Annotated in this window: 16 protein-coding genes, 2 pseudogenes and 2 riboswitches; of the genes and pseudogenes, 3 read left to right on the top strand and 15 right to left on the bottom strand. The window is 40.4% G+C overall.

The features are described from left to right. Window positions 1-31: 31 nt before the first annotated feature. Together NSQ44_RS02940 and NSQ44_RS02935 are read right to left on the bottom strand one after the other, a co-directional pair. On the bottom strand, window positions 32-1,387 hold the full coding sequence (locus NSQ44_RS02940) for an NAD(P)-dependent oxidoreductase (RefSeq protein WP_094246434.1): 1,356 nt from the start codon (window positions 1,385-1,387) through the stop codon (window positions 32-34). Window positions 1,388-1,727: 340 nt separating this feature from the next. Next, on the bottom strand, window positions 1,728-2,966 hold the full coding sequence (locus NSQ44_RS02935) for a Zn-dependent hydrolase (RefSeq protein WP_340854827.1): 1,239 nt from the start codon (window positions 2,964-2,966) through the stop codon (window positions 1,728-1,730). 166 nt (window positions 2,967-3,132) lie between these two features. Between NSQ44_RS02935 and NSQ44_RS02930 the strand changes: the two genes are divergently transcribed. The 3 genes from NSQ44_RS02930 (at window position 3,133) to NSQ44_RS02920 (ending at window position 7,594) form a co-directional block, all read left to right on the top strand. Next, complete coding sequence (locus NSQ44_RS02930; protein ID WP_340854825.1) at window positions 3,133-4,314, top strand: PucR family transcriptional regulator; 1,182 nt, start codon at window positions 3,133-3,135, stop codon at window positions 4,312-4,314. A gap of 786 nt (window positions 4,315-5,100) precedes the next feature. Further along, window positions 5,101-6,447, top strand: coding sequence for an aminotransferase class III-fold pyridoxal phosphate-dependent enzyme (locus NSQ44_RS02925; RefSeq protein ID WP_340854823.1), 1,347 nt, complete (start codon window positions 5,101-5,103; stop codon window positions 6,445-6,447). 13 nt (window positions 6,448-6,460) lie between these two features. Continuing rightward, a complete protein-coding gene (locus NSQ44_RS02920; protein ID WP_340854822.1) occupies window positions 6,461-7,594 on the top strand; it encodes an iron-containing alcohol dehydrogenase family protein in 1,134 nt (377 codons plus the stop codon). Window positions 7,595-7,784: 190 nt separating this feature from the next. Here the strand turns inward: NSQ44_RS02920 and NSQ44_RS18945 are convergent. The 13 genes and pseudogenes from NSQ44_RS18945 to NSQ44_RS02855 form a co-directional block, all read right to left on the bottom strand. Further along, window positions 7,785-7,986, bottom strand: a pseudogene (locus NSQ44_RS18945) (transposase); the annotation flags it as partial. Between the two features lie 200 nt (window positions 7,987-8,186). Continuing rightward, window positions 8,187-8,703 (bottom strand): annotated as a pseudogene (locus tag NSQ44_RS02910) (transposase); the annotation flags it as partial. A gap of 130 nt (window positions 8,704-8,833) precedes the next feature. Further along, window positions 8,834-9,505: a deoxyribose-phosphate aldolase gene (gene deoC / locus NSQ44_RS02905; RefSeq protein WP_340854821.1), complete on the bottom strand. Its 672-nt coding sequence runs from the start codon at window positions 9,503-9,505 to the stop codon at window positions 8,834-8,836. A gap of 10 nt (window positions 9,506-9,515) precedes the next feature. After that, window positions 9,516-10,541 (bottom strand): sugar ABC transporter substrate-binding protein, encoded by a 1,026-nt coding sequence (locus NSQ44_RS02900; RefSeq protein ID WP_340854820.1) that lies wholly within the window; start codon window positions 10,539-10,541, stop codon window positions 9,516-9,518. Window positions 10,542-10,557: 16 nt separating this feature from the next. Next, window positions 10,558-11,007, bottom strand: a complete 450-nt coding sequence (locus NSQ44_RS02895) for an ABC transporter permease (protein WP_340858097.1) — start codon at window positions 11,005-11,007, stop codon at window positions 10,558-10,560. Between the two features lie 304 nt (window positions 11,008-11,311). After that, complete coding sequence (gene atzF, locus NSQ44_RS02890; protein ID WP_340854819.1) at window positions 11,312-13,084, bottom strand: allophanate hydrolase; 1,773 nt, start codon at window positions 13,082-13,084, stop codon at window positions 11,312-11,314. Beyond that, window positions 13,081-16,719 carry an urea carboxylase gene (gene uca / locus NSQ44_RS02885; RefSeq protein WP_340854818.1) on the bottom strand — a complete coding sequence of 1,213 codons (3,639 nt, stop codon included), beginning with the start codon at window positions 16,717-16,719 and terminating at the stop codon, window positions 13,081-13,083. The genes atzF and uca overlap by 4 nt, the downstream gene beginning before the upstream one ends. Before the next feature lie 43 nt (window positions 16,720-16,762). Then, a complete protein-coding gene (locus NSQ44_RS02880; RefSeq protein WP_340854817.1) occupies window positions 16,763-17,413 on the bottom strand; it encodes an urea amidolyase associated protein UAAP2 in 651 nt (216 codons plus the stop codon). A gap of 100 nt (window positions 17,414-17,513) precedes the next feature. Then, window positions 17,514-18,227 carry an urea amidolyase associated protein UAAP1 gene (locus NSQ44_RS02875; RefSeq protein WP_340854815.1) on the bottom strand — a complete coding sequence of 238 codons (714 nt, stop codon included), beginning with the start codon at window positions 18,225-18,227 and terminating at the stop codon, window positions 17,514-17,516. A 62-nt stretch (window positions 18,228-18,289) separates the two neighbouring features. Beyond that, window positions 18,290-18,412: riboswitch (guanidine-I (ykkC/yxkD leader) on the bottom strand. 136 nt (window positions 18,413-18,548) lie between these two features. Next, window positions 18,549-20,240, bottom strand: coding sequence for a methyl-accepting chemotaxis protein (locus NSQ44_RS02870; protein ID WP_340854812.1), 1,692 nt, complete (start codon window positions 20,238-20,240; stop codon window positions 18,549-18,551). 34 nt (window positions 20,241-20,274) lie between these two features. Beyond that, window positions 20,275-21,069, bottom strand: coding sequence for an ABC transporter ATP-binding protein (locus NSQ44_RS02865; RefSeq protein WP_186439255.1), 795 nt, complete (start codon window positions 21,067-21,069; stop codon window positions 20,275-20,277). Beyond that, window positions 21,070-21,888, bottom strand: a complete 819-nt coding sequence (locus tag NSQ44_RS02860) for an ABC transporter permease (protein WP_340854810.1) — start codon at window positions 21,886-21,888, stop codon at window positions 21,070-21,072. It lies immediately after the preceding gene. A gap of 13 nt (window positions 21,889-21,901) precedes the next feature. After that, window positions 21,902-22,927 carry an ABC transporter substrate-binding protein gene (locus NSQ44_RS02855; RefSeq protein WP_340854809.1) on the bottom strand — a complete coding sequence of 342 codons (1,026 nt, stop codon included), beginning with the start codon at window positions 22,925-22,927 and terminating at the stop codon, window positions 21,902-21,904. Window positions 22,928-23,067: 140 nt separating this feature from the next. After that, window positions 23,068-23,198, bottom strand: a riboswitch (guanidine-I (ykkC/yxkD leader). Window positions 23,199-23,259: the final 61 nt, after the last annotated feature.

Genomic DNA, 23,259 nt, shown 5'->3' with positions numbered 1-23,259 from the left:
CTTGTCCCCCTTTGCTAAAAATAGCTAATCATTAAGCAGTTTCACTCACTGCTTTTGTTAAATATTGATGTAGAGCATATGCTGTCTCTTTCCCTTGTTGTGCAGCAGTGACAACCATTGCTTCACCTTTTCCTTTATCAAAAATGACATCACCACAAGCAAACACTTTTTGATTGGATGTTTGATATTTTCCTGGATGCACTTTCACCACGCCATCATCATGCTCTAATCCAAATTCCTCAATAAGATCAACGTGACGTGTCTGACCGATTGCTTTAATCACTACGTCCACTCGCATCGTGAACTCCGATCCTTCAATGGGAACAGGGTGACGTCGTCCGTCTGCATCTGGCTCTTCTAACTTCATACGGACACATTCGATATGAGTCACTTTTCCATTTTCATCACCAACAATCCGCTTCGGTGCAGTTAACCAACGAAATTCCACGCCTTCTTGTTTTGCAAACTCGTATTCAAAATCGTACGCTGTCATTTCTTCTTTTGTACGACGATATAAAATTTTTACATTTTCTGCTCCTAAACGCACCGCACAAGTGGCACCATCAATCGCAGTGTTTCCGGCACCAATGACAGCAACTCTTTTTCCTACTAGCTTGTCAGTCAATTCTTTTGTTTTCGTCTCTTTTACAAATTCAATGGCATCATATACTCCATCCAAGTCCTCACCTTCAATACCTAACTGCGGAACTTTTCCCATACCGACAGCCAAAACAACTGAATCATACTGGTCCAAAATTTCCTTAGCAGAAATATCTTTTCCTACCCGCATATTAGTGCGAATTTCTACTCCTAAACGTTTGACTTGATTCACTTCCCAAAACGATACTTCTTGCGGAAGCCTGAAGGAAACGATGCCATACGTATTAAGTCCTCCCGCTTCCTTTTCCGCTTCAAAAATGGTAACAGTATATCCCATTCTCGCTAATTCTCTAGCAGCCGATAATCCTGCAGGACCACCACCGACAACAGCCACTGTTTTTCCGTTTTTATTTCCAGCTTTAAATAATACTTCTTCATTCCGGATCGCCCAGTCCGTCACATAGCGTTGTAATTTTCCAATCATGATCGGCTTAGTGGAATGATTCAAAACACAAGCACCTTCACACAACTCCTCTGTTGGACATACCCTTGCACAGCTAGCACCAACAGGATTAGACAACATAATTTTTTTTGCTGATCCTTTCAAGTTCCCAGTTGCCACTTTTTTGATAAAAGAAGGAATATCAATTCCTGTTGGACAAGATTTAACACAAGGCGGATCATAACAATATAAACATCGGTTAGCTTCTTCCACTGCTTCTCGGTCGGTTAAACCCTTTTCGACTTCGTGAAAGTTTTTTTCTAAATCAGAAAGTGAAACGTTCATCATAGACAACCCCCTTCTCTATTTTGAAAAAAATCTTTTTTTAAGTTTTTCTATGAACTAACGGCGTTGCCATATTAAAATTCTCCTCTGTTGATGGGAACGACATAACTCCATGTGCCGCTGCACAAACCGTTTGTTCAAACTTCATAAGTTTAGAGGATACCACCTCCCGTCGTCTGACAGATTAAATGCAATTTCCCAGTTTGCATCTTACAAATGTGTACTTCTATCTTGGCACATTCAGCATTTAACATTTGGATATTTTTGAATATTCTAAATTATCCAGTTTAATATTTTTTTACCATCCACATTTACTTAAACGGCTTGAAAACGATCATTTTTATGATTTGCTTTCTTCTAAAGAAAATTTCTTTTGTAAATTTAATACTGTTTCAAGCAATACATCTGCCCCTTTTGCACAATCTTCATACGGTGTGAACTCTTCTTCGCAATGACTTTTTCCGTTAATACTTGGAACAAATATCATTGCGGAAGGAATGATACTAGCAATAAACTGAGCATCATGACCAGCACCACTGTACAGCCTTATAGACGAATAACCAAATTTGTTGCTCGCTTGTTCGATTTGATCGCATAAGTCCGAATCAAATACAACCGTATCCCGCCCCCAAAGTTTTTCGACTTTAACAGTACAACCATTATCTTCTTTAGGCAAAGATTGTAAAATATCTTCTACTTGCTTAATTTTTTCTTCTTCTTTGTGCCGAGCTTCTACTGTGAACGTTACTTTATTTGGAATGACGGTATGAATATTTGGTGTAACCAAGACTCGTCCAACGGTATAAACTAACTCTTCATTTACTGTTCCTAGTTGTTCAATGATTGAAGATAAGAGTTTTACTGATAAAAAAAGGGGATCTTTTCTCATGCTCATCGGAGTCGTTCCCGCATGATCAGACTCTCCTGTAACAGTGACTTCGTAGCAAACCATCCCCAACACGCCTTCTACGACGCCAATCGTTTTACTTTCCGTTTCTAACACCGGCCCTTGCTCAACGTGAAGTTCTATAAAAGCTAAAGCTTCTTTTAATCGATTTTCAACATCGCCTTCATAACCACTTTCCTTTAGAGCTTCACCAAAGGTGATCCCGTTTTTATCAGTCGATTGGAGCATTTTTTCTTTATCAAATTTGTTTGTAAGAACTCCCGAACTCATCATCGCAGGATCAAATCTAGCTCCTTCTTCATTCGTGAAGTTGACAATCGTTACAGGAATATCCAATTCTATGTTGTTTTCTTTTATCGTTCGAACAACTTCCAGTGCCGTTAAAACTCCTAAAACACCGTCAAAGCGTCCCCCTTTTTCTACAGAATCTAAATGGGATCCCATTACAATTGGGGGAAGGTCTTTTTTCCCGGGCAAAGTCGCATAAATATTGGCCATATCATCTACTTTTATTTCCATGCCTAGCGCTTTACAGCATTCGCAAAAATAGTCTCTTGCTTGAATATCTTCTTTTGACAAAGAAAGTCTTGTGACTCCGTTGTTTTTTGTCGCTCCGAATTTACTAAATTGTTCGATAGTTTCTTTTAAACGCTCAGCATTACATGTATACATCTTGTATTCCCTCACTTTCCATGTTATTTAACTTAACATATATTCCGTTTGAGAATATTTTAATGGATATTATTCTGATAGTATATGTAAAATAATATAAAAAAAATTATGCATTTGCATATATTATATGTCATATTTATTAACATGATAATTGGAGGAGGTTATTATGACGACAATTCGACATCTTCTTCTCGCACCTGAATTTCAACATCTTCAATTAATTGCAGGAAAAGATGGTTTAAACCGTAAATTGTCCGGCATCAATGTGATTGAAAGCGATGATTTAATTCAATTTTGTCGAGCGAACGAGTTAATCGTTACAACAGGCATACAAATGAAAAATAATACTCAAATGCTAGAACGCTTGGTAAAACGTTCTTTTGATAAAAAAGTGGCGGGGGTCATTATAAATGTGGGACCATATATTCCTGAAGTTCCTCCATCGATCATAGAATTTGCAGATAACAATCATTTCCCCCTTATTCAAATGGAATGGAAGTACAGGGTAGCTGATTTGTTAAAAAAAACCTTCGCCTTTATATCGATGGCTCAAAAAGAAGTGACTATGCATCAAGAGGAGGAAAAAATTTTATACAATTTATTGTTTCGCTTTAAACATCTCCAACAGCTTGTTGAAAAACAGTTGCAAAAAAGAGGAATATCCAAAGGGGCAGAATTAGGCATTATCGTTTGCACAACAAAAAATAATAAAAAATCCATTAATCAATATTTTGACATTATCCTCTATGAATTTCAGAACCGCTATCATGATTTTTTATCTTTAAAACATGACAATCAACTCATTTTTTTAATTGATAAAGCAAAGGTGAAAACTAACAGAATTCCTTTTTCTAAAACTGTTGAGAAAATCTATAATAAGGTCATTGAGAAGGACGGAGAATTAAATTTAATCATTGGCATGGGCAATTTTTATAATTCTCTAGGGAAAATGTCTAAAAGTTATAATGAAGCTCTAACTGTGATATTTTTATCACAAAAACATCGAAATCCATTTATCTTTAAGTACAAAGAAATCGGAGCCTACAAAATTATTTTAAGTGTACCAGATCATTCAATTCTTAAAACATTTCACCAAGATATGCTCGGTCCTCTCTATTTATATGACGAGCTGCATGAAACAGATTTTGTTGACTTTTTAAGAATTTTCCTTGAAGAAAACGGCAGTGCAAATAAGATTAGCAAACGACTCTTTATCCATCGAAATACGGTCACATATAAAATTCGTAAAATTGAAACGTTATTAGATGTAGATTTAAATAATACGTTTGCCCGCACTAATTTGAGCGTCGCTTTTATGATTGAAAATATTTTAAATCAGAATAAGTGACATGCTCCCACCATCAACGTTAACGCTAGTGGTGGGAGCTTCTCGGACCATCCCATCTCATGACGGGAAGAGCGATCCCCGTTTGTATCACGGTTTGCGGTCAAGTTAGGCTATCGCTAATTATGTTTATATTGATCGCCGCATTGACGCTCCATCCCCATTCATAGCGAAAGGTTCGCCCAGAAAGCAATAGCGACTCCTTGACTTGACCGCAACACGAATACGTTTTGGATGATGGAAACTACTGGTCGATTGTGATCAGTTTCTTACTTTGTTCTTCTAATTTATATTGGAGCAATGTCATAAACATCCCCGACGCATGATCAGCAACACTTTTGCCGAATGAAGGGCTTGTGACATTCCCTTCATGTTGAGATCTTCATTCACCACGCCGTCATACCGTTTCGTTAATTGATGTGATGCCTTTGTGTAGAAAGCCTTTTCGTTAGTTTGCCATTTTTCCAACCCTTGGCAATCGAGAATCATTCACCATCGACATACAGCGTGTTCATCGGTTGATGGACGTATTCAGTGAGAATCGAAACAAAGTTTTAGAAATGGTGCAAGACTTGATCGACCACCATTCATCTCCCACTTTTACTGGCGCTGGCGCACCTTCACGTTTAAAACTAAATATGAAATACGTTTTTGGATTGGGGAGAAAGGTTAGATATGTTGTGCAAGTGCACAATATAATTTGTCATAATATTCATTGTTTTCAACTTTTCCCGTTGATATGATGACATCAAAATCTATTCATCATATCAATTAAAGGGGTCATGTAAAGTGGATGAATTACTACAAATCAAAAGTGATGATTCAAAGTATGTTTTACATTCTTGGTCAAAACAGAAGGGCTTAAATCCGAAAGTGATCACAAAAGCAGAAGGTGTATATTTTTGGGATGAGAATGGGCGACGTTACTTTGATATGTGTTCGCAATTAGTGTATTTAAACGTAGGCCATCAACATCCTAAAATGATAGAGAGTTTCCAACAAATTCGTAACTATCCCCTTGCTTCCCCTTCCTTTGCGACAAAACCTAAATCGGAATTAGCGAAAAAGATTATTGAATTATCACCACCTAATATGTCAAAAGTATTTTTCACTTCCGGTGGGGCGGAATCAAACGACCATGCTATTAAAATCGCTAAAATGGTGACAGGACGTTACAAAATTTTTTCTAGATATCGTTCATACCACGGGGCTACTTTCGGAGCCGGTAATCTCACTGGCGAAAGCCGTCGATTTTATGCTGAACCGGGTATACCGGGCTTTATCAAATTTGAAGTTCCTTATTTATATAGAGAAGTCATCGACTTTGACTCCGAAGAAGAAGCTACAGCTTACTATTTAGATAAATTAAGAAATCAAATTTTATATGAAGGTCCCCATTCCATTGCGGCAATTGTTTTAGAAACGATCCCTGGAAGTAACGGGGTCTTAATTCCTCCGAAAGGTTATTTAGAAGGCGTACGTGCCCTTTGCGACGAATTCGGCATTTTAATGATCTGTGATGAAGTCATGACCGGTTTCGGTAGAACAGGCAAGCCTTTTGCAGTAAATCATTTTGATTTCCAACCGGACATCATTACTTTTGCTAAAGGCGTTACATCTGGTTATGCGCCTCTTGGAGGGGTGATTGTAAGCGATAAAGTGGCACGTTATTTTGATGAAAATATTCTAATGACCGGATTAACTTATAGTGGACATACGATATGTACACACATTGGATGTACTAACATACAAATTTATGAAGAAGAAAATCTTTTCAAAAATGCTGAGACAGTAGGAAAAACTTTGAAAAGCCGTTTAAAAAAATTGCTTGATTATTCTTCAGTTGGTGAAGTCCGTCATATCGGTTTATTTGCCGCGGTTGAATTAGTGAAAAATAAAGTCACGAAAGAGCCACTCATTCAATATGGGATGGATTACGGAAAAGATCCAACGGGTCTCATGAGTCAATTTGTTCAACGTTTAATTTCCAACGGTTTTTACACCTATTCCCACGAATCAAGCGTCATTATCGCTCCTCCACTGATTATTACAGAACGTCAAATTCATGAAGCGATGGACCTTTTTGAACAAACTTTACAACAGTTCGAAAAAGAATGTTTGTCTGCACTAGCGTAAGGAGTGAAATAAAATGCAAGACTTTTACTATGAATTGCCAGTTCCTATTGAATTTGGAATAGGAAAAATCAACAAAATCCCAGAAATCATCGAAAAGTTCCAGTTTAAACGCGGACTATTAATTAGCACTCCCTCATTAGTTAAAAATGGCACTGCAGAAAAAATGATGAAATTATCAAAAGGCAAAATAAAAGAAATTTTTTCAGACATTCAGCCTAATCCTACGCTACAAAATACGGATAACTGTGCAAACATTTTACGGGAAAAGGCATACGATTTTGCAGTTGCCCTCGGCGGAGGAAGTATTTTAGACTGTGCAAAAGTGGCTTGTTATGTCGCCACTACAGATTTTTTGACAAAGGAATTTTTCTACAATAAGAAACCGATTCAGCATCCGTCAATTCCTTTAATCGCCATTCCTACAACTTCGGGTACAGCGAGTGAAATTACTTCTGTCTCAGTTTTGACAGACCCTGAAAAAGGAATAAAAAGACCTTTAGCCAGTCCGTATTTTTATCCGAAATATGCCTTGATAGACCCAGAACTAACCGTCAGTTGCCCTCCGAGTGTCACGGCAACAAGCGGCATAGATGTGCTCGCTCACGCTTTAGAAGCATTTTACAATAAAAGACACCAGCCTTATACGGATATAATGGCTGAAAAAGCGGCGCAATTAGTATTTGATCATTTATTAACAGCATTTCATGAACCAAATAATTTAGAGGCCCGATCAAATATGAGTTTTGCATCTGTCACAGCAGGACTTGCTTTCAATTTAACACAAACAGCTGCAGCCCATGCTTGCTCTTACCCGCTTACCCAAGATTATAATATTCCCCATGGAGAAGCATGCGCTTTTACATTAGCAGCTTTTTGGCGATTAAATAGTCAAAGCGATGATGAGAAAGTGCGAGAGCGTCTCCAAAACTTTAGTCAACGGTTAGGATTTACTAATGCTGATGATTTGGCCAATCGAATTGATAAAATGAAAAAAGAAATGGGATTTCGTATGACGCTTGAAGATGTTGGTGTTACTTCTGAGAAGCAACTTGATCAACTTGTGAAAAAAAGCTTCGCTCCTAACATGCTTAACAATCCTGTTGAAATGGATCCTTCTTCTTTAAAACAGCTATATGAATCTTTATAACTGCTTCTGTACAATCTCATTAATCGTTCACTTTAGTGAGCCAGATTGATGACAAACACCTCTGTTTTAAGCCAACAAGAAGAGAGACAGTGTGCTGAACTTGCCATTTTATGAAAAATAATAACAATCGATCTTTCGAACCACCTGACTTCCATAGCCAGGTGGCCAATTTTTTTAAATTCATGGCAGCAAAAGTAAGCATCGCCTGCAAGGACACTTTTTTCAATAATTGGAAAGCGATCCATCGCATGCCATGCTTCTCCTTAGCGTCTGCAAATACCCGTTCAATGGTTTCTTTCCTAAGTGTATACAGCCTTATTTTCTTCGGTGTGTCTCAAATGCTCTGCTTCTTCCACATCCGCCACCCAAATATGGCCACTGATGCGCTTGGTCACATCTTTTCTTTCCGTCCATCGCGATCGGTCCGGATTTGGAACGGTACCCGGGTGGTTGTTTCATAGTCTGAGACTTTATTTTGCGGACAGAGGTAACAATCATATCATCGCGTTTGCGGAAAAAATCGTCTTTTGTACGGGGGAGAGTATACGGCATGACCGGACGAATGTTGCGTTCCAAGCACCATTTGGAGGGCTTGATATTTTTGGCTCTCTTTCTGAATCGCGGTTTTGATGAACTTATGCTTATTGGCACCGGCTTTGACCGGCGCCAAGGTCGATCAACCAAATGTCAGGGTCCACCAAACCATGACGAACCGCTTCTTCCAAAATGCGTTGGAAGATGGTTTCAAACAGGTTAGTGCCGCGAAAACGGCGGGCATCATTTTTCCCAAAGGTGGAGAAGTGAGGAATGGGTTGAGTAAAGTCATAACCGATAAACCAACGATAGGCGACGTTCGTTTCAATTTCTTTAATGGTTTGGCGCATGGAACGGATTCCAAACAGATACTGGATAAGGACAATTTTGATGAGCACAACCGGACCGATACGGGGACGTCCGGTATGGGGACTGTATTGATCTTGAACCAAATCATAAATGAAACTGAAGTCAATCGCTTGGTCGATTTTTCGAAGCAAATGATCTTGAGGAACCAAATCTTCCAAGGTGAAAAAAGCAATTGGATAACGTCCTTTAATGTGGTTTTTTTTCATTCCTTCATCCCTTTTATGTTGAATCACTCTTTAATCATTTCGACAAAAAAAGCCTGAAGACCTGCTTCTTGTGAAGCTTTTGTCTACAGGCTGATCTGTAGGTAACTTTCCTACAGGTATGTTTCCATCATCAATATCCATTATTGTCGGAAATTAAATCGCTTTTCACAATCTGCACACCACTGCTTGTACCGATACGCGAAGCTCCGGACTCGATCATTTTTATGGCTGTTTTTCTATCTCGTATTCCTCCTGATGCTTTAACTCCCATTCGATCACCTACTACCTTTCGCAGCAATGTTACATCTTCGACCGTCGCAACACCTGATGCTAATCCTGTAGATGTTTTTACAAAATGTGCACCAGCCTCTTTCGACAATAAACAAGCCCGTTTCTTTTCCTCTTTTGTCAATAGACAAGTTTCCAATATAACTTTCACGATTTTTCCCTGTGCGGCTTTCACTACATCTTCTATGTCTTGGAATACCCCTTGATCGTTCCTTTCCTTTAAAGCTCCGACATTCATTACCATGTCAATTTCATCTGCACCGTTTTGAATAGCCTCTTCCGTCTCCTTGACTTTGATGATGGTTGTATTTGCACCAAGGGGAAAGCCGATGACCATGCACACATTTATTCTTGTACCCATTAATAGGTTAGACGCCAGTGGAACAAAATACGGGTTAACACAAACAGAAGCAAATCGATAGTTTATTGCCTCTTCACATAGCTTTTCAATGTCTTTTCCGGTTGCCTCAGGCTTCAATAATGTATGATCAATGTATGAAGAAATATTATCCATAGGAATCCCCCTATTTCATTGATGCAAAAACTGTTTTTTCATCAAAATAATCTTTCGCATTAGAAGCATCAATCAAACCAGTACCTCCATCAATGTACTCTTTGACTTCTTCACCTTCTGCAACTTTTATAGACGTCTCCACTACTAATTGCCCCAACTTTGCTGGATCATTTAAAACCGTTGCATGATGCTTGCCATCGACAATGGCTTTTACTGCTTCTGTGAGCCCATCAATACCTACAATTTTTATCTTGTCCAACATGTTTGACTGTTCTAAGACCTGAAGGGCTCCGAGAGCCATATCATCATTATGGGCATAAACCAAATTGACATCTGGGTGGGCTTGAAGAAGATCTTGAAATGCTTTGACGGCTTTAGAACGAACATAGTCACAATAAGGTCCTTCGATGATCTCAATGCCTGCTTCTTTTTCCACAATTTCATGAAACCCGTCATGACGATCTTTCATCACTTTACCGCCTGCATCTCCCTGCAGTTCAATAATTTTTCCTTTTGCTTTTCCTTCACCGCCAAGCAGTTCAACCGCTTTTTTTCCTGCAATTCTACCCATTTCCTTATTATCTCGACCAATAAAAGCTGTTACCTCTTCTTCAGTGGGACGGTCCACTGTAATCACTGGAATATTTGCTTGTTTCGCTGCTTGTAGCACCGGCGCAACGGCTGTCGGATGTGTAGGATTTATTACCAAAACATCAATACCTTTTGTAATCAAATCCTGCACGTCCCGATTTTGTTTTTCTATATCATTCTGTGCGTCGATAGCAATCAATTCAACTCCTTGCTTTTCTGCTTCTGCTTTTGCAGCATCTACTAAAGATACATAAAATGGAGACTCTAGCGTAACCTGTGAAAACCCTATAACCACATTGTCATTTTCTTGAGAGGAATCGGAAGTTTGCCCCTCACCGTTTTCTGATAATCCATCAGTTTGCTGGGAGTTTGTACATCCTGCCAAAAGAAGACTTGAACATAATAACGTAGCTAGAAGTAAACGTAACAAGCTAAAATTTTTCATTTGATATTCTCCTCTCTTAATCTGATTTTTTAACAACAAATCGATTCAATACTAAAGCCAGAACAATTATTATCCCCATGAAGATCGACTGATAGTAAGACGACAAACCTAACAGATTGAAAATATTCGTGATAATACTTAACAACAAAACACCAATAAACGTCCCGCCAACACCTCCAATTCCGCCAAATAAACTTGTTCCGCCTAGGACTACCGCTGCGATAGCATCCAATTCAATTCCCTTCCCAGCGGTAGGCTGAGCCACCGTCAGCCATGATGTAAGGACAACTCCTGCCAAGGCGGACATGGCTCCACAAATAACATAAGCTGCAATAATATATCGGTTCACCTCAATGCCCGATAAATAGGCAGATTGGGGGTTCCCTCCAATCGCATATAGTTTGCGTCCAAACGTAGTATAATGCAAAACGAAAATTCCGATAATAGTTAATAATATCCACAAAATCCCAGAAACAGGAACTTTATTATCAATAAATAAGAGGAAATACTATTTTTTCAAGCAATTTGGAAATGAATTGATACATTGGTATTTTCAATATTCAAGTAACCAGCAGAGGTAAAAGTCGTATTTTACAGTTTAAAAAATAAACAAAACAGAAGTATGCAGCTAACTTTCTGTCTCCTAAAACACTGTACGTACACGTCGATTTTATCTAAATAGTTCAGTCACCCCATCCTGTCAATCTCTTAAAATTAGAATTTTGCGCTTGAACGTGAAAAAGCCGCCAACATGTTTGACGGCTTTTGTATTATGAATTGAGTTCTTTCAGGCAATAGGAACGCCATCCTCCAAAAGCTGTAATATCCTCCGCTTGATTGGCTATATACTTTTCACAAAGAAAGCCCGGCACTTTGTTTCCGTTGATCAGTTCTACTGTTCCTATACTTAAAGGTTCTGGAATAGATGCTGTAAAAGCACCAAATGAAGCTAATGGCATTTCCCATATCTCCAATTGAATGGAGGCTCCATTGTGGTTTGTTTTGATAAGCCCAGGTTTGGCAGGATCCGTAGGCAGCTTATACAGCCGGTAATTAGGAGCAGTTGTTGCTTCACATACGAATTTGCCTCCGAATTGATGCATTTCATTTTCGAGCGGAAACCCTCTCATATGCAAACCGCAGACGGCAACAAAAGTCGTATTTTTTTGCGGTTGAAAATTTTCTGTTGGAATTTCTCCTAAAAATTGAGAAGCAAGTCCGAATATCAATCCTTCCTGTTCTGCCAGCGAAAACATCGTCATGCCAAAAGGAACATTTGCTTCCGCATCCTCTGCCGGAATGGCGATTGCCGACAGATCCAAAAGATTACAATGGTTGGTGTATTTTCCCATTTCGTTATTTGTGCGAATCGGATCGAGCCTAACTTGTTCGCGCGTCCAAGTACCGCCGCAAGTAGGCAAAACTAATACTGCATCTTTTAACAATTTTTTCACTTTATGCTTGATTGATTGGATCCTGTGCATCGCTTGAAAAGCTGATGCTGCCGTATGATCAGGAGAAGCTCCGGAAGAAAGGACTTTTTCCGTAACTGAAAACACATCTTCTGTATTTGCTTTCACAAAATCACCTAAATCCGCCCATCTTTCCGCCACCCAAGGACCTTCATAAAGAAGAGACGCCGCTTCGGAAAACAAATCATAATCGATATACTCAATCGGAAGACGTAAGCGTTCCAATCTTTTCATCGTTTTCATCCATGCATTCCTATATCCTTCACGAAATGGGCCAAAAAACGAAAGCGGTTGTTTCGGCAAACAAATTTTGCTCGGACTTTTCGGCGATACGTTCGGGAAATAGCGTGACCAAGGATCTGTTTCATCCTCGCCGCGCACAATTCGATCAACTTCCAATGCATCCTGCAAATTGTGCGCAAAAACTGTCACACAATCAAGGCTTGCGCAAGCCGGAACTACTCCAGCGATCGGCCAGGCTCCCCTGCTCGGCTTAAATCCGACTAAGCGATTTAAGGCTGCAGGCACTCGTCCGGACCCAGCAGTGTCCGTTCCGAGTGCAAACGCTGCATGGCCTCGTGCAACGGCCACCGCAGATCCAGAGCTTGATCCCCCGCTGATCAGTTCTTCTTTTAAGGCATTTTTCGTTTCTCCATAAGGACTTCTTGTACCGACAAGCCCAGTGGCAAACTGATCTAAATTTGTTTTTCCTAATGGGATCGCACCTGCTGCGATTAACCGCTCAACCACTGTTGCGCTTTTTTCTGGTATATAAGCATATTGGGGGCAAGCTGCAGTTGTCGGAACCCCGGCTAAATCAATGTTGTCTTTAATAGCAAATGGAATTCCCCATAATGGCAAGCTTTTCCGATCCAGTGAAGCAAGCCTGTCTAGATAAGGCTGAATTCTTTCCATTGCCGGAGGGGTAATCCATATATTCATATCCTCATCTTGTTTAACTCGATGAATGATTTCAACGACTACTTCTTCGGGAGTCAATTCATTGTTAAGGTACATCTCTCTCAACCGCGCAATCGTCAAAGGTTGAGGAAAATGTTTGACCGATTTCATTTGAGAACCTCCTCTCGTTCTTTCTGCTTTAAAATGCTGACAATCAATTGTCCTGATTGCACCTCGTCCCCTGGTTTCACGTAAACATTTACTATTTGTCCATCGCACGGGGCCAGCTGCGGAAACTCCATTTTCATGCTTTCTTCAATCATCAGAACATCGCCTTTCTTAACTTGCTGTCCAGGAGACACAAGAACTTTCCATACACTTCCAGGCATGGAAGAACGAACAACCTCAGCACCTGGAGGGATATTTTCCTCTTGCCCTTCTTTCATTGGTTCATGCTCTGATATATATTCCGCCAATCCTAGCTGCTTCCACCGTTCTCGCTCTGCTTGAAAAGCTTCCTGCTGCCGCATGCGGAAAGTTTCGGCACTATCTTTGATCGAATCCAAGAATTTTAAATATTCGCCAAGATCAAACGTTGTTTCTGTTATTTCCACTTCAAACCTTCCTCTAAGAAAATCTTCCCGCAATTGCAGCAACTGTTCCGCATCTACTGGGTAAAACTGAATTTGATCGAAAAACCGCAATAGCCAAGGTTTTCCTTGTTCAAAACTCTTCGTTGTCCGGAATTTATTCCACATTTGAATCGTCCGGCCGACAAATTGATAGCCTCCAGGACCTTCCATTCCATATATACATAAATACGAACCGCCAATTCCTACCGCATTTTCAGGCGTCCAAGTCCGGGCAGGGTTATATTTTGTTGTGACTAAACGGTGCCGAGGATCAATTGGGATGGCTACTGGAGCGCCAAGATAGACGTCGCCTAATCCTAAAACAAGATATTTTGCATCAAATACAATTTTCTTTACATCATCAATGCTTTTTAAGCCATTTATGCGCCTGATGAATTCCAAATTACTCGGACACCACGGAGCATCGGAACGGACGTTTTTCTGGTAGCGTTCAATGGCCAATTGAGTAGCCGGATCATCCCAGGAAAGAGGCAGCCGAACAATACGTGAAGGGACTTTTATCGATTCCAGCGGCGGAAGCTCGCGATCAATTTCTAAAATTTTTTGACAAGCCTCGCGAACGGACATTTTCGATGGGTCAATGTGCACTTGCAAAGACCGAATGCCCGGCGTTAAATCAAGGAAAGGGATGTTGCCTTTTTGTTGTATCGCTTGCATTAAAGCATGTACTTGAAACCGATACAGCAGGTCTAAATCCATTGAACCGTACTCAATCAGCAAATTTTCGTCGCCGCTTGAACGAATCATAATTGGAATGTTTCGAGATGTTTGTTCTTGAGCCAAAATTGAATCGTCGGCTGTAATTTTTGGATTAATGGCAGGAAGTTGAGAAGGTTGAAATCCGTACAAACTGCCATTTTCAATTTTTTGCATAAACATTTCTTGTTTTTTTCGAAGTTCCTCCGCTTCTTCCAATGACAACAAATGAAACTTGACGATATCGCCCGGATGCAATTGCCCAATTTTCCAAAACTCAGCTGAAGCCGTCGTAACTGGGCAGACAAATCCTCCTAAACTAGGTCCATCAGGTCCCAGTAAAATCGGCATATCGCCTGTTAGATCAAGCGTTCCCACTGCATAAGCGTTATCATGAATATTTGACGGATGCAAACCTGCATCTCCGCCGTCTTCTCTTGCCCATTTCGGCGCTGGGCCCATTAACCGGACGCCTGTGCGCGAACTGTTAAAATGCACTTCCCATTCTGTTTCAGTTAATTGCCGCAAATAATCCGGATGCAAAAATTCGCTTGTACAATGAGGGCCCGGAATGACGCCTATCGTCCATTTATTCGTCATGATCGGTCTATATTCAGCTGGAAGCCCCTTCGTTTTTTTGACAACAGCTCCCCGGTTGATTAAAAGCACATCGCCAGTGCGCAAGGCGCGTCCGCCATGGCCGCCGAATCCGCCGAGCGTAAATGTGGAGGAGCTTCCTAAAACTTCAGGCATGTCAAAACCGCCTGCTACTAATAAATAAGTCCGCATTCCCCTTTTCGCTTCACCAAATGATAATACTTGGTTCTTTTTTGCCAAAACAGGTTCATACATCGGCACGGGCTGATCGTCAAGCTTAGCCTGCATATCGGCACCTGTAATACAAAACCATATATCATCTCGAAAACGATAAGATCCCCCGCGCAATGTCAATTCAAGACCAGGGGCGCCTTCTCTGTTCCCGAGAAGTTTATTTCCAATCCGGAACGAGAGCGGGTCCATTGGACCGGAAGGCGGCACACCTACGCTCCAATATTTAATGCGTCCGGGCCAATCCTGAACAGTTGTTTGAATTCCTCCGTCCAATACTTCCAGTGCATGTTCTCTAGGTTGAAAATGGTTTAATAAACGGGTGTATACATTTCCTTTTATAAAATCCTTTTCCTTCAATAAAGCTTTCAAGTAGTGGAGATTGGTTGTAATACCGTACAATTTCGTTTCGTTTAGCACTTGTATGAGTTTTCCGATCGCCTCTTCCCTGTTTTTTCCATGAACAATCACTTTCGCCAGCATTGGATCATAAAGAGTCGTAACCGTGATTCCGTTTCTTACCCACGTTTCCGTTCGAGCTGTTTTAGAAAATTTTGCCTCATCAATCTGTCCGGCGCTCGGCCGAAACTCATGCAAACAATCTTCCGCATAAATACGCGCTTGAATGCTATGCCCTTTCGGCTCTTTAACTAAGGAATGCAATTCATGCAGATCATCTGCTGCTTCACGTATCATCCATTCAACAAGATCGATGCCAAAGACCTCTTCTGTTACACCATGCTCCACTTGAAGTCTTGTATTCACTTCAAGAAAGTAAAAGGAGCTTGTTTCAGGATCATATAAAAACTCAACGGTGCCTGCACTCCGGTATCCAACTTCTTCCGCCAATCGGATGGCGGCTGCGAACATTTCTTTTCTGACTTCCTGGGACAAAAGAGGGGCCGGACTTTCTTCCACAACTTTTTGATTGCGGCGCTGAATAGAGCAGTCTCGTTCTCCTAAAGCTACCACTTCACCAAATCGATTTCCAAAAATTTGAACTTCTATATGGCGTGCTCTAGCGATATATTTCTCCAGGAAAACGCCTTTATTTTTAAAATTTGTTTCAGCAAGACGACGTACCGCCTCAAATGCCGAGCGCAAATGCTGTTCATTTTCGCAAACGCGCATTCCGATGCCTCCGCCTCCTGCCGTGCTTTTTAAAATAATTGGATAACCAATATGTTCAGCTTGTTTTACCGCCTCATCCAAATCGGTGATGAGGTCCGTTCCCGGCAATAAAGGAACATTGGCTTTTTTTGCAATTTCTCTGGCAGAATGCTTTAATCCGAATATCTCCATCTGTTCAGGTGAAGGTCCGATAAACGTAATTCCATTTTGTTCGCACAAGCGGGCAAAATCTGCGTTTTCACTTAAAAATCCATATCCGGGATGAATGGCATCGGCTCCTGACTCAATGGCAGCTTTTATGATTAAATTTCCATTCAAATAGCTGTCTTTGACCGGGCCTTCTCCTATTAAAATAGCTTCATCTGCTTCGTCTACATGTAAACTGTCTTGATCCGCCTTTGTATATATAGCAACCGATAGAATTCCAAGCTTGCGAAGCGTCCGTTCAATCCGGACGGCTATTGCCCCGCGATTGGCAATCAGAATTTTTTTAAACATTTTGTACTCCCCCCTGACGCATCCGTATCTTAGTTGATTCTGTTTATTTATCCCAAATCAGCACTTGTATTTTTGTTGGATTGTAAGCATTGCAAGGATTGTTTAATTGCGGGCAGTTGCTGATCAGCACCAATGTCCGCCGAAGGGATAATAATTCCACATAACTTCCGGCATAAGAGATTCCATCAGCAAATTCTAAATGACCATCTTCTGTAACCGGAACATTCATGAAGAAGTTAATATTTGGAGCCAGGTCCCTTTTTGTAAAACGCTCCCCATATTTCGACAACTGCAGCATAAACGTGTCGCGGCAATTGTGCATATGCAATTTATCATGTGCATATCGGACGGTATTGCTTTGTGCTGAGCAAGCACCGCCTAATGTATCGTGCCGCCCGCATGTATCCGCTACAATCTTCAGCAATTCATTTCCTGATTCAGAACGAAGCACCGAACCTGTTGTTAAGTAAATATTTTTCTGTCCTGTAATGGTGGCTGTTACACTGTAATGATCCTCCGGATTATCTGCATCGTAAAACAATGTATCTACTGCTTGGTTTCCTTCCAAGTCGACAATTCTTAGAATTTGCCCTGGCTTTAGTTCATGCATCCAGCCTTCACCGGCAGGGATGATTTTGTTATAGATTGCATTTTCTTCTTTTCGAGGACTTTCTACTTTTTTAATATTTTCCATGTTCCTTTCCTCCTCATATCGTATTTTTAAATCGGTATTTTCTATAATGTTGATCTTTAAAGGCATCAGCCTGGGTACTCAAACAATTTCCTGCCCGATGCTACAAAAGCGCATAATATTCCCAAGTATTTTCAAATGCCCGGCGGTTTTCAGGACGATAATTTACACAATAATCGTTCAAATCGACAGGCTCTGCCGGAAGCACTTCCATTGCCACCGGAACGGACGGATAGTTGGTTCTTGGATCAAGCGGGTTTGGTGTATTAGATACAATCAGCAAAATATCCATTTCTGTTCTTAATGTTACTGTGTCATTTTTTTTGCAATGATCCAAACAATAGGTAAGGTTGCCTTTGTCGTCGGTTTTCACTTTTGAAAACAGATTGACGACAGGAGCCAAGTCGCGCAGGCTGAGCCCGTTTCTTACAAGCTCCATGGCAAAGTTCTCTTCTCCGCTTCTGAGCCAGTCATTTCTTAATATTTGATAGCTTGTTTTTCCATATTTCTCATCTGTTCCTTCCCTTGTGGTATAGCCTGAAACAGTGTCGTGCCAGCCAAGGCTGTCGCTAGTGATGCTGGCCAATACTCGGCCGTTATCGCTCATCAATACGTTTCCCTTTGTCAAGTGAAATGTGTGCTGGGCTTTTAATGTATCCGGCATGTTATAACGCTCTGAAAGATCATGTGCATGATACATCATAAGCGAAAGATTGGCTCCAGCCTCCAAGGCTGTAAAACGAATAAGCTTTCCTTTTCCGATTTTTCCTGACCATTTTCCTCCAGGTACGATCGTTTTGCTGAAAATTTTAGTCATCCAAAATACCTCCCTTGAGACTTTTCTTAATGATCGTTGTAAAAAAATAAAAGCCTAGGGAAATCTCCCAGGCTTTTATCCTTCCGTGTTTATAGAAAGACATCTTTTGATGCTTTCTATACGCTCTCTCTCGGACCAGACCTGCTGCAAACTTAAGCAGCAGCGGAACCCTAGACAGCTTTTTTGTTCCTATCGATCAGGAACCTTTATGAAATTTTTATTTAAGATTAATATAGAAAGGAGTGCAGCATTGTTCAATGATTTTGTTAGATAATATAACATGAAACTTACAATGAATGCTGGAAATAGATAAAAACAATGTTAAACATTAAATTCCCCGATCATGTTTCTCAGTTTTTTTGCTACATTTGAGAGATTTTCTGCCGTTGCTGTAAATTCTTCAATTGCAGCCAGTTGTTCTTCCGTTGAGGCTGCCACATTTTGTGAATGAGCTGATGATTTTTTGGCGATGTCAGCCAATTGTCCGATAGAAACAGCAACTTGATCAGCTCCTGTTGACATTTGCTGGACAGATGAGGAAACCTCTTGTATTTGACATGTTACTTTCTCAACTGATGTTAAAATTTTATGGAAAGCACGCCCAGCATCATCAACAACCCTTTTACCCTCTTTTAGATCGCTCCTTCCTTTATCGATATTCTCCACGGCGGCAGCAGCAATGGAGAGGACATGCTGTATCATTTCATTTATTTGAATCGCAGATTGTTTTGACTCTTCCGCCAAGTTTCGAACTTCCGTTGCTACAACAGCAAAACCCTTGCCTTGTTCCCCTGCACGCGCCGCCTCAATTGCAGCATTTAGAGCCAATAAATTCGTCTGCTCCGCTATATTTGCCATGACATCTGATATTTTTTTTATCTCGTCGGTAAGCTTGCCAAGTTCCTCAATCTTAATAAACGCTTCATCAACGGATTTTTGTAAAAATTCCATCTGCTTTACTGCTTTGACAATTGATTTGTTTCCTTCTTCTGCGATTTTCGATGTGGTCAAGGCCGATTCTGCCGCGAAAGAAGATGACGATGCAATTTTTTGAACTTCATTGGCAATATTATTCACCGCATGTGAGCTTTCATCCGCCATGTCACCTTGATCACCGGCTCCGGAAGCAATGTCTTGAACTGCCATCGTGATCTGTTCTGTACTTTCCGCAAAGTTTTTAGTACCTTCAGAAAGCTCGAGTGCTGAAGCGGAAACTTCATCTGTCGTTTCCTTTATTTTTAGCATCATTTTTTGCAGGTTCTCCAGCATTCTATTAAATGCCGCCGCCAGCTTTCCAATTTCATCTTTATTCGTGATATGGATTCTAGCTGTTAAATCTCCTTTATTTCGCGCCAATTCCTCTAATTTATTTGCAATTTTCCACAATGGCCGGGTGGTTCTTTTAGAAATAAATATTGCAATTAAAATTCCTGCAAACAGTGCTGTGATAAATACCGCTGCACCCGCCATGATTTTTTTTCTTATTAATTTTTCATCTTCCTCAATTTTCTTGGTTATCCGTTCTGTCTCAATTTGTTTGAATTCTTCTAGTTTGGAACTAAAAATAGCGCGAATATCCGCATATTCTCCATGAAAAATAGCAAGTGTTTTTTGGCGGTCTTCCCCGGCCAATTCCATCATCTGCGTTTCTAATTCAACTAATTTTTGATTGTTTATATTTAGATCGTGGAAAATTTTTTTCGTCCTGGAATCATCCAGCATCGGAGTCACTTCTTTAATATGTTGATCAATTTGCTTTGCAAACTGATTGTACTTTTCCCTTTCGGCCGTATTATCCGGTTCGATAATCACCCCTCTGACCGCATCTGTTAACGCAAGGTCTTCAAATTGAATCTGGTGGGCAAGCTGCAATTTTTTCATATCGGTATTTGCTAAATTAAAATAGGATTTGGAAACGTCCTGCAAAGTAGAGTAAACAATAAGAAAGGCGAGCAGGACAATTAGCAAAACGGTTCCAAAGCTAAGGAGCAGTTTGTTTCGTATCTTCATCATCAACAGCCCTTCCGATCCTTCTGTAAGTTTTTTACTAATGCTTTAATAAAGAAATGATATGTTTTTTTACGTTCATAAATTTCTCTACATCCACAAGCTCCCCATCTTGAAATAATTGCAAATCCGCATCAATCTCTTCGAGAATTCTCCCCGGTCTTGCTTCCATGACATATATTCGCTGGGATAAGAATAAGGCTTCATCGATGTCGTGCGTTATAAACACAATGGTTGTTTTTTCCTTCTTCCAAATATCCAACAATAATTGCTGCATGGATTGCTTTGTTTGTGCATCAAGCGCTCCAAAAGGTTCATCCATTAATAACACTTCCGGATTATTGGCCAACGATCTTGCAATAGCCACACGTTGTTTCATGCCGCCGGACAATTCTTTGCCGTAGGAATCCGCAAATCTTTCCAGTCCTACCAGCTCTAAATATCGATCGGAAATTTCTTTACGCTCTTTTTGTTTCATTCCTTTTAGCTTGAGGCCAAACTCTATGTTTTCTCTTACTGTCAACCAAGGAAACAACGTATAAGACTGAAAGACCATACCTCGTTTCGCACTTGGTCCTTTCACTTCTTCACCGGATACTTGCACACTGCCTGATGTCGGCTCCTCCAAACCTGCCAAAATTCTCAAAATGGTCGACTTACCGCATCCCGACGGTCCAAGAATGGAAACAAATTCTTCATTTTTTACGTACAAAGAAACATTCTCCAGCGCTTGAAAGGAGCCATTATTCGTTTTATACACTTTCGACAAATTTTGAATGTTTATTTCAATCTTCTCTTGGCGAAGATTTTTTTCAGCTTTGATAGCATTCAACATTTAATTTCCTCCTTCCGCCCATGGAAATAATTTTTTATTAATGTAGGCAAAGCATCTGTCAATAATAAGTCCCAACAGCCCGATAACAATGATTCCGACAAAGATGGACTCGGTATCCATGAAACGCTGCGCTTTCATAATCGAATATCCAAGACCGTTGTTTGCCGCCACCAGCTCTGCTACAACTAAATACGTCCAAGCCCATCCCATAATCAGCCGCATAGTTGTCATTAATTTCGGAAGCATTGCAGGGATGATAACCTTTGAGATGACTTGCCAGCGGTTTGCTCCAAGAGTATAGGAGGCATAAAGTAGGTCTTTATGAATCCGGTTTGTGTCATCTGCCACCATTAAAACGAGCTGAAAAAAGCTTCCGATAAAAATCACTAAAATTTTTGCTGTTTCCCCAATTCCTGCCCAAACCATAATAAGTGGAATAAAAGCGGCTGCCGGCATATACCTGATAAACTCAGAGACGGGCAAAATAACCGATTCTGCAAGCTTAAAAGTGCCAGCCAATATTCCGAGCGGAATCCCTAACAGACATGCCAGTAAAAACCCCATAAAAACTCTGTAGACGCTAATCCCGATTTCTCCCCAATACTCCGGACTTGAAAGGGCAGCAAAGAAAGAGCCCACAACAGCTGCGGGAGTCGGAAGAAATACTTCATCCACAAGTTTTAAATTGCTCAGCAAAATCCAAATGAGCAATAACAAGATAAAAGCAGCTGATACCCCAGTAAAATACCATTTTTTCGGAATATCCTCGCGTATTTTGAATAATGTCCATTGATGCCTTTTTCTTTTTTGAAGCTCCATCCATTAATCCTCCTTACTTTGCCCGTTCAATTTCCGCTTTAATAAATGAGGTGTCAACGAAGTTGCTAAAATCAGGAATGTCTTTAATAAAACCTAACTCTTTTAAAAATTCCGCATTTTTTTCAGCTGTGTAATAAAAAGATTGATAGTTATCCCCCTCTTTAAAAGCGTTCAAGCTTTCTTCAGGAGAAAACAGCTTGAATCCTTTCATTCCTACATCCAGCTCTTCTTTTGAAATTCCCGCCTCGTCCGCTATTAGTTGAATCGATTGATCGTAATTTTGCGAAAGATAGTCAACCGCATCAAACCATGCTGCTACGATTTTTTGCACGTCCTCTTTCCTCTCTTTCGCAACATCTCCTCTTACAACAAATAAGTCGGAAATCAAGCCTGGAAAGTCAGCGGATGTCACCAACTTATGTCCTTTTCCCTTATTCACTGCCATGCTTAAAAAAGGCTCCCACAAACCGGCTGCATCCAATTTTCCAGCTATAAATGAATTTCCCGCATCTTGAACAGATAAGTTTGTAAATTTCACATCGGATTCCTTTAATCCCGCTTCATGCAATGCCGTGAGCAGAAAAAAGTGTTCAATCGTTCCTATTTCCGTACCGACTTTCTTCCCTTTTAAGTCTTTAACCGAGCGAATATCATTTGAAGCAACAAGCCCATCGCCGCCAAGTGAATTATCTGTAATAAATACCGCTTTTAAATCAATTCCTTTTTCTAAAGGGGAGATCGAATCAAGCAAAGCTTGGCTGTTTCCATCAATTTCTTCCGTATTTAATGCAGAAAGGGAATCAGCATATACTGGAAACCAAACCAATTCGACATCCACTCCATGTTTTTCGAAAAAACCCTTTTTTTCTACGAGATGCCATAAATACCAGCTCGGCAAGGCGCTGAAACCAATCTTAATCGGTTCTTTTTTGCTGCTATTGCCGCCAGAAGTTTCATTTGCAGATTTACTTCCGCAAGCAGCCAACAACAAGCAAAAAATGATAGAAAGAACAAGTAGTGGAAGCTTCTTTTTCTTCATGTCTTTCACCTCGGCTTTATATTTTTCATCTCATTTTGAATTTAGGTATTTCAAAATAGTGCTTAAAGAAATTCTGTTATATCCCCCTCCCCAGATTTTTAAATTTTCAGCTTTAAAAAAATAAAAGCCAGAGAGAATAGATCTCCCAGGCTTTTATCCTTCCGTGTATATAGAAGTTGCAATCAAACGCAGCTTCTATACGCTCTCTCTCGGACCAGACTTACCGGCGGTGATACAGCCTGCCAGCAACGGAACCCTAGACAGCTTTGATTTCCCACTTATTTCGGGGAACGATATTCACTTTTCATCATTCCAAGATACGCTGGCAAATG

It is taken from the genome of Aeribacillus sp. FSL M8-0254 (genome assembly GCF_038008845.1).
GTDB classification, from domain to species: Bacteria; Bacillota; Bacilli; order Bacillales; family Aeribacillaceae; genus Aeribacillus; species Aeribacillus composti.
The sequence above is the reverse complement of the archived record's forward strand: the minus strand, read 5'-3'. Positions and strand labels throughout refer to the sequence as shown.